The organism is Rhizobacter sp. P3_B12 (assembly GCF_056402895.1).
Genome location: NZ_JBFUGN010000405.1, coordinates 1 through 5,261, shown reverse-complemented (window position 1 = coordinate 5,261; position 5,261 = coordinate 1). Strand labels below are relative to the sequence as shown.

The following is a 5,261-nucleotide window of genomic DNA, read 5'->3' as shown; positions in this document are numbered from 1 at the left end:
GTACATCAGCGCGAGCCTCGAGCGGCTGATCCTCTACCTGAACCCGACGCTGGTGCTGTTCCTCGGCGTCGTGCTGTTCCACAAGACCGTGAACCGCCGCCAGCTGATGGCGCTGGGCGTCAGCTATGCCGGCGTGCTGCTGGTGTTCGGGCACGAGATCCAGCTGGTGGGCACGCACGTGGCGCTGGGCGCGGTGCTGGTGTTCGGCAGCGCGGTGAGCTATGCGCTGTACCTGGCGTTCAGCGGCGAGGAGGTCAAGCGGCTGGGTGCGCTGCGGCTCACGGGCCTCGCGACCACGGTGGCCTGCGTGCTGTGCATCGGGCAGTTCGTCGTGCTGCGGCCGATGTCGGCAGCGCTGGTGGCGCCCGAGGTGATCTGGCTGTCGGTGTTGAACGCGACGCTGTGCACCTTTGCGCCGGTGCTGATGGTGATGATGGCCATCGAGCGCGTCGGCGCGACGGTGGCGGCCCAGACCGGGATGGTCGGGCCGCTGTCCACGATCCTGATGGGCGTGGTGATCCTCGGCGAGCCGTTCACCGGATGGGTCGCCGCCGGCACCGTGCTGGTGCTGGCGGGAATCTGGTTGCTCGCGAAGGCCCGCTGACTGGCTGACAGCGAGCGGGCCGATCCAGGCTAGGCTTCGTCCGCTTCCTTGCAGGACGGCGCGCAGACGAACTGGGTCTTGCCCAGCAGCTTGCGCGACTTCAGCGAAGTGCGCGCGCGGTGCTTGCCGCACAGGAAGCACGACATCGTCGCGGCGCTGAACACGCCGGCAGACGCAAACGGAGAGCCGGGGGCCTTGGTGCGATAACGCAGGCCTTCGGCATCGATCGAGTTCTTGACTTGGTCTTTGGCCATGGATCAGGGGGTTGCGGGCGCGGGTCGCGCACCCGGAGGGAAAGGGCGCGGATCGCAGGCCCCATAGAGGGCCCGCGGCCGCGCGGGTCCGACATTATCAGGGCTGGCGAGGTTTCCTTCTCGAAAACAGTTGGATACCCTTGCGGGGCGCCGGATTCCGCCGGCCGACCCAACCACCAGGAGAAGCGAATGAGCAAGTCAGGGATCGACCAGGACGCACTGATCGCGATGTTCTCGCAGGCCAGCGCCCGCCAGGGCGAGGCGCTGCGCAAGGCGGTCGGCGAGGCGACGCTGAAGGCGCTGCAAGGGCGCGAGCTGACGCTGCAGAACATCCGCGGCGTCGTGAAGACGGTCACCAAGGCCGCCTCGACCGGGCTCGCCGGGAACCCCTCGCCGGCGATCGACCCGGAGGCGCTGCTCGGCAAGGCCTTCTCCGGCATGGATGGCGCGCTGCTGCAGGCCGTCGAGGCGCACCGCAAGGCGCTGCAGCAGTTCGTCGACCAGGGCGTCGGCCTGCAGGAAAAGCAGCTGAAGGGCGCGCTGGMCGACCTGGAGAAGATGGAGGACACCTTCTTCGCGACCGTCAGCAAGGCGGCCGGCTCGGCCACCGAGCCGCTGCAGGGCGCCTGGAGCCAGGTGCTCGAGACGATGAAGCTGAAGGGCACCGACACCGGCGCCCAGGCATCGAACGCCGTCGAGCAGCTGGTGTCGCAGGCGCAGACCGCCATCCGCGACAGCCGCGCGCTCGGCCTGAAGACGGCGCAGGCGCTACTCGACAGCTACTCGGCGCTGGTCAGCGGCGTGCTGATCGGCATGGCCGAGGGGCTGCAGGGCGGCGAGGCCGAGGCGCCGGCCGCCAAGACGCGGCGCCGCTGACGCGCTTCAATGCACGGAGAGCTCGGTGATGCTGTTCCACTGGCTCGCCGTGCTGCCATGCCCCGTGATGCGCACGTAGCGTGCCGTCACGTCGGTGATGTCGTAGAACTCCTTCGCGGCCGTCTGGCCGCTCGAGATGCCGCGCCAGCGTGTCGTCCATCCGTTGCCGTCGGGTGAGGTCGCGATGTCGAAGCGTGCGGTGCGCTGGTCGCCCAGGTAGAAAGCCACGCCGACCTTCTGGATCGCGCGGCTCGAACCCAGGTCGAGCGTGATCGCCTGGCCGTCCCCTTCGGCGCTCCAGCGGGTCGCCAGGTTGTTGTCGATCGCATTCGCCGCGGGGTTGCCCGCCTGCGCGCTGGTCGCGCTGACCGAGGCCACCGGCAGCGTGGCCAACCCCGGGTTGACACGCCGCCAGCGCTGCATCGCTTCCAGCAGGTAGTAGTCGCCCCAGGCCGTGCCCTGGTTGTAGAGCGTGTTGCCGGCGTGGTGGTTGTAGGCGCTCTGCAGCAGCAGCGCCTGGCTGTTCGACGGGGTGCCCAGCGTCGCGAACCACGGTGCCGACAGCAACGCACCCAGCGCCGTGCGCGCCGCGTTGCGGTAGGTGGTGGCGCGCGTGGCGTCGGTCTCCAGCAACGACAGCTCGATCAGCCCGGCCGCTGCGATCGCCGCGGCCGAGGTGTCGCGCGGCGCGCCCGGGATCGCCGGGTCGTTGAAATCCCAGTACGGAATCGAATCCGCCGGCAGGTGCGCCAGGTACCAGTCGGCCAGCTTGCGCGCGGTGTCGCGGAAGGTGGTCTCGCCGGTGAAGCGGTAGGTCATCGTGAAGCCATGGATGCCCCAGGCCTGGCCGCGCGCCCAGGTCGAGCTGTCGCTGTAGCCCTGCACCGTCGTGCGCGATTTCACCGCACCGGTCACCGGGTCGTAGGTGACCAGGTGGTAGCTGCTGCCGTCGGCGCGCACGTGGTTGTCGCGCGTCTTCAGCGCATGGCTGCGGGCCTGGTTGTAGAGCGCCGTCGAACCGCCGTGCTGGCTGGCCCAGAACAGCAGCTCCAGGTTCATCATGTTGTCCATGATCACCTGGAAGTTCGCGTTGTCGCCGTTCGAGCCCCACGAGCGCACCGCGCCCACGGTGCCGTTGTAGCGCTGGCTCAGCGAATTGGCGGCGGTCAGCGCCACCTGCCGGTAGCTGTCGACGCCGGTCAGGCGGTGCGCATTGCCGAACGGCGTGAACACCATGAAGCCGACGTCGTGCGTGCCGGTGTTGGTGTCCTGGCCCTCCATGCCGTTCTGCCAGGTCTGCGCCTGCGTGCTCCAGCCGTCGGCCGCGAACTGGCCGTGCAGCAGCCACAGGTTGGCGGGGAAGAAGCCGCTGGTCCATTCGCCGGAGCCGGCATAGGTCCAGGCCTGCGCCGCGTCGCTGGTGGTGACCTTCGGGTACGAGGTCTTGTTGCTGCGCTGCGCGATCGCGCCCTCCTGCTGCACCGCGACGGCCCATCCGTTGCGCAGCTTCAGGTCCAGCGCGTCCTCGGCGCGCGCAGCGCCCTGCCAGGCCAGCGCGCATGCGGCGGCCGCGAGTAGCGATCTCGGTGTCATGTCGTCTCCGTCGTCGTGGTTGTCGTCGTCTGCTTCTTCAACGGGCCAGCCACCCGCCATCGATGGCCAGCGTGTGGCCGTGCATGTAGTCCGACGCCGCGGCGGCGAGGAACACCGTCGCCCCCGCGAGGTCGTCCGGCCGCCCCCAGCGACCGGCCGGAATGCGCGCCAGGATCTCGCCGTTGCGCTTCTCGTCCTGGCGCAGCACCAGCGTGTTGTCGGTCGCGATGTAGCCGGGCGCGATCGCGTTCACGTTGATGCCCAGCGGCGCCCATTCGTTGGCCAGCAGCCGCGTGATGCCCATCAGCCCGCTCTTGGCCGCGGTGTACGACGCGACCCGCACGCCGCCCTGGAACGACAGCATCGACGCGACGTTGATCACCTTGCCGCCGCGCCCCTGGTGCACGAACCGCCGCGCCGCGGCCTGCGCGAGGAAGAACGCGGCCTTCAGGTTCAGGTCGGTCACCGCATCCCAGTCGGCCTCGCTGAAGTCGATCGCCGCGCCGCGCCGGATGATGCCGGCGTTGTTCACCACGATGTCCAGCCCGCCCAGCTCGCGCACCACCTCGTCGACCAGCGCTGGCAGCCCCGCGACCTGCGACACATCGACCCGCAGTGCGCGGTAGCGCCGCCCGCAGGCCTCCACGGCCGCCTGCGTGTCGGCCTGGTCGCCTTGCGCCGCGCCCGCCACGTCGGCCCCGGCCTGTGCCAGCGCGATGGCCATCGCCTGGCCGATGCCGCGGCTCGCGCCGGTCACCAGCGCCACCTTGCCGTCGAGGCGAAAGAGGTCCATCCGCACATTGGACAAGTGGTCAGGCCAATTGGCAATCACAGGGCCGTCAGGGAGTTCCCTGACAGGGCCAACCCTCTTGGACCGGCGCGAGGGCTCACTGAAGATCAACTGGCCTGACCAATCCAGGCGCCCGGTTGTCCATGCCCATCCAGACCATCGAGAGCCGCCGGCTGTACCGGCAGATCGCCGACCAGCTGAGCCGCCTCATCGACAAGGGCGAGTTCCGCGTGGGCGCGCGGCTGCCGTCGGAGCGCGACCTGTCGGAGCAGCTCGGCGTGAGCCGCCCGTCGGTGCGCGAGGCGCTGATCGCGCTGGAGGTCGAGGGCCTGGTCGAGGTGCGCGGCGGGGCCGGCGTGTTCGTCAGCGCGCGCAAGCCGGGCGGCGCGTCGCACCGCGCCGAGGCGACGCCGCCGGGCCCGTTCGACCTGATCCGCGCGCGCTGGATCATCGAGTCCGAGACCGCGGCGCTGGCGGCCACCCATGCGACGCCCGAGCACCTGCAGCGCCTGAAGAGCGCGCTCGTCGACATGCAGCGCCATGCGACGCATGCGCCCGAGGCCGTTGCCGCCGACCAGCGCTTCCACCTGTGCCTGGCCGAGGCCAGCGGCAACAGCGCGCTGCTGATGGTGGTGCAGCAGCTGTGGGAGGCGCGCACCGGCCCGCTGTACACGCAGATGGAGTCGCATTTCTCGGGCGAGGTGGTGTGGAAGCAGGCGGTCGAAGAGCACGGCGAGTTGCTGCAGGCGGTGGCCGGGCGCGACCCGCGCGCGGCGCGCGACGCGATGCGCAAGCACATGAAGAACGCCGAGGTGCGTTTCGCCTCGGGATGGAAACCTGGAGACTGAGCCGATGCAGCCCGCAGTGATCGACGAGCCCGAGGTCCCGCCCGGCCCGCCCGCCACCGACCACCCGCCCAGCGTGGCCGCCGAAGCCGCGCACTTCGAGGTGCACGATGCCGAGGTCGACCTGCGTGCCTACCGCCCTGAAGACTGGCTGGCCTTCGCGCTCTTCGCGCTGCTCGGCGCGACGGTCTTCTACCAGTTCTTCACCCGCTACGCGCTGAACGACTCGGCCTCGTGGACCGAGGAGATCGCGCGCTACTTCCTGGTGGCCGTGGTCTTCATCGGCGCGACGATCGGCG

7 protein-coding genes are annotated in these 5,261 nt (G+C 70.0%); 4 read left to right on the top strand and 3 right to left on the bottom strand.

Translation table 11 applies throughout. The annotated features are described in order from the left end of the window. On the top strand, positions 1 to 604 hold a 604-nt coding region (locus AC1D01_RS19725; protein ID WP_477869247.1), incomplete at its 5' end, for a DMT family transporter. A 29-nt stretch (positions 605 to 633) separates the two neighbouring features. On the opposite strand, the gene AC1D01_RS19720 is transcribed toward AC1D01_RS19725, so the two are convergent. Beyond that, positions 634 to 858 (bottom strand): hypothetical protein, encoded by a 225-nt coding sequence (locus tag AC1D01_RS19720; RefSeq protein ID WP_047504444.1) that lies wholly within the window; start codon positions 856 to 858, stop codon positions 634 to 636. 189 nt (positions 859 to 1,047) lie between these two features. On the opposite strand from AC1D01_RS19720, the gene AC1D01_RS19715 reads away from it, so the two are divergent. Then, complete coding sequence (locus AC1D01_RS19715; RefSeq protein ID WP_477869245.1) at positions 1,048 to 1,734, top strand: DUF6781 family protein; 687 nt, start codon at positions 1,048 to 1,050, stop codon at positions 1,732 to 1,734. 6 nt (positions 1,735 to 1,740) lie between these two features. Here AC1D01_RS19715 and AC1D01_RS19710 read toward each other — a convergent pair whose 3' ends face one another. Both AC1D01_RS19710 and kduD read right to left on the bottom strand, forming a co-directional pair. After that, a complete protein-coding gene (locus AC1D01_RS19710) occupies positions 1,741 to 3,327 on the bottom strand; it encodes a discoidin domain-containing protein (RefSeq protein WP_477869243.1) in 1,587 nt (528 codons plus the stop codon). 37 nt (positions 3,328 to 3,364) lie between these two features. Continuing rightward, the gene (gene kduD / locus AC1D01_RS19705) at positions 3,365 to 4,120 is read right to left on the bottom strand and encodes a 2-dehydro-3-deoxy-D-gluconate 5-dehydrogenase KduD (RefSeq protein ID WP_477869241.1); all 756 of its coding nucleotides are present in this window, start codon (positions 4,118 to 4,120) and stop codon (positions 3,365 to 3,367) included. Positions 4,121 to 4,260: 140 nt separating this feature from the next. Here kduD and AC1D01_RS19700 point away from each other — a divergent pair, with 140 nt between their 5' ends. Together AC1D01_RS19700 and AC1D01_RS19695 are read left to right on the top strand one after the other, a co-directional pair. Then, positions 4,261 to 4,965: a FadR/GntR family transcriptional regulator gene (locus AC1D01_RS19700; protein ID WP_477869239.1), complete on the top strand. Its 705-nt coding sequence runs from the start codon at positions 4,261 to 4,263 to the stop codon at positions 4,963 to 4,965. Positions 4,966 to 4,969: 4 nt separating this feature from the next. Next, positions 4,970 to 5,261: TRAP transporter small permease (locus AC1D01_RS19695; RefSeq protein ID WP_477869237.1), on the top strand; the 292-nt coding region annotated here is incomplete at its 3' end.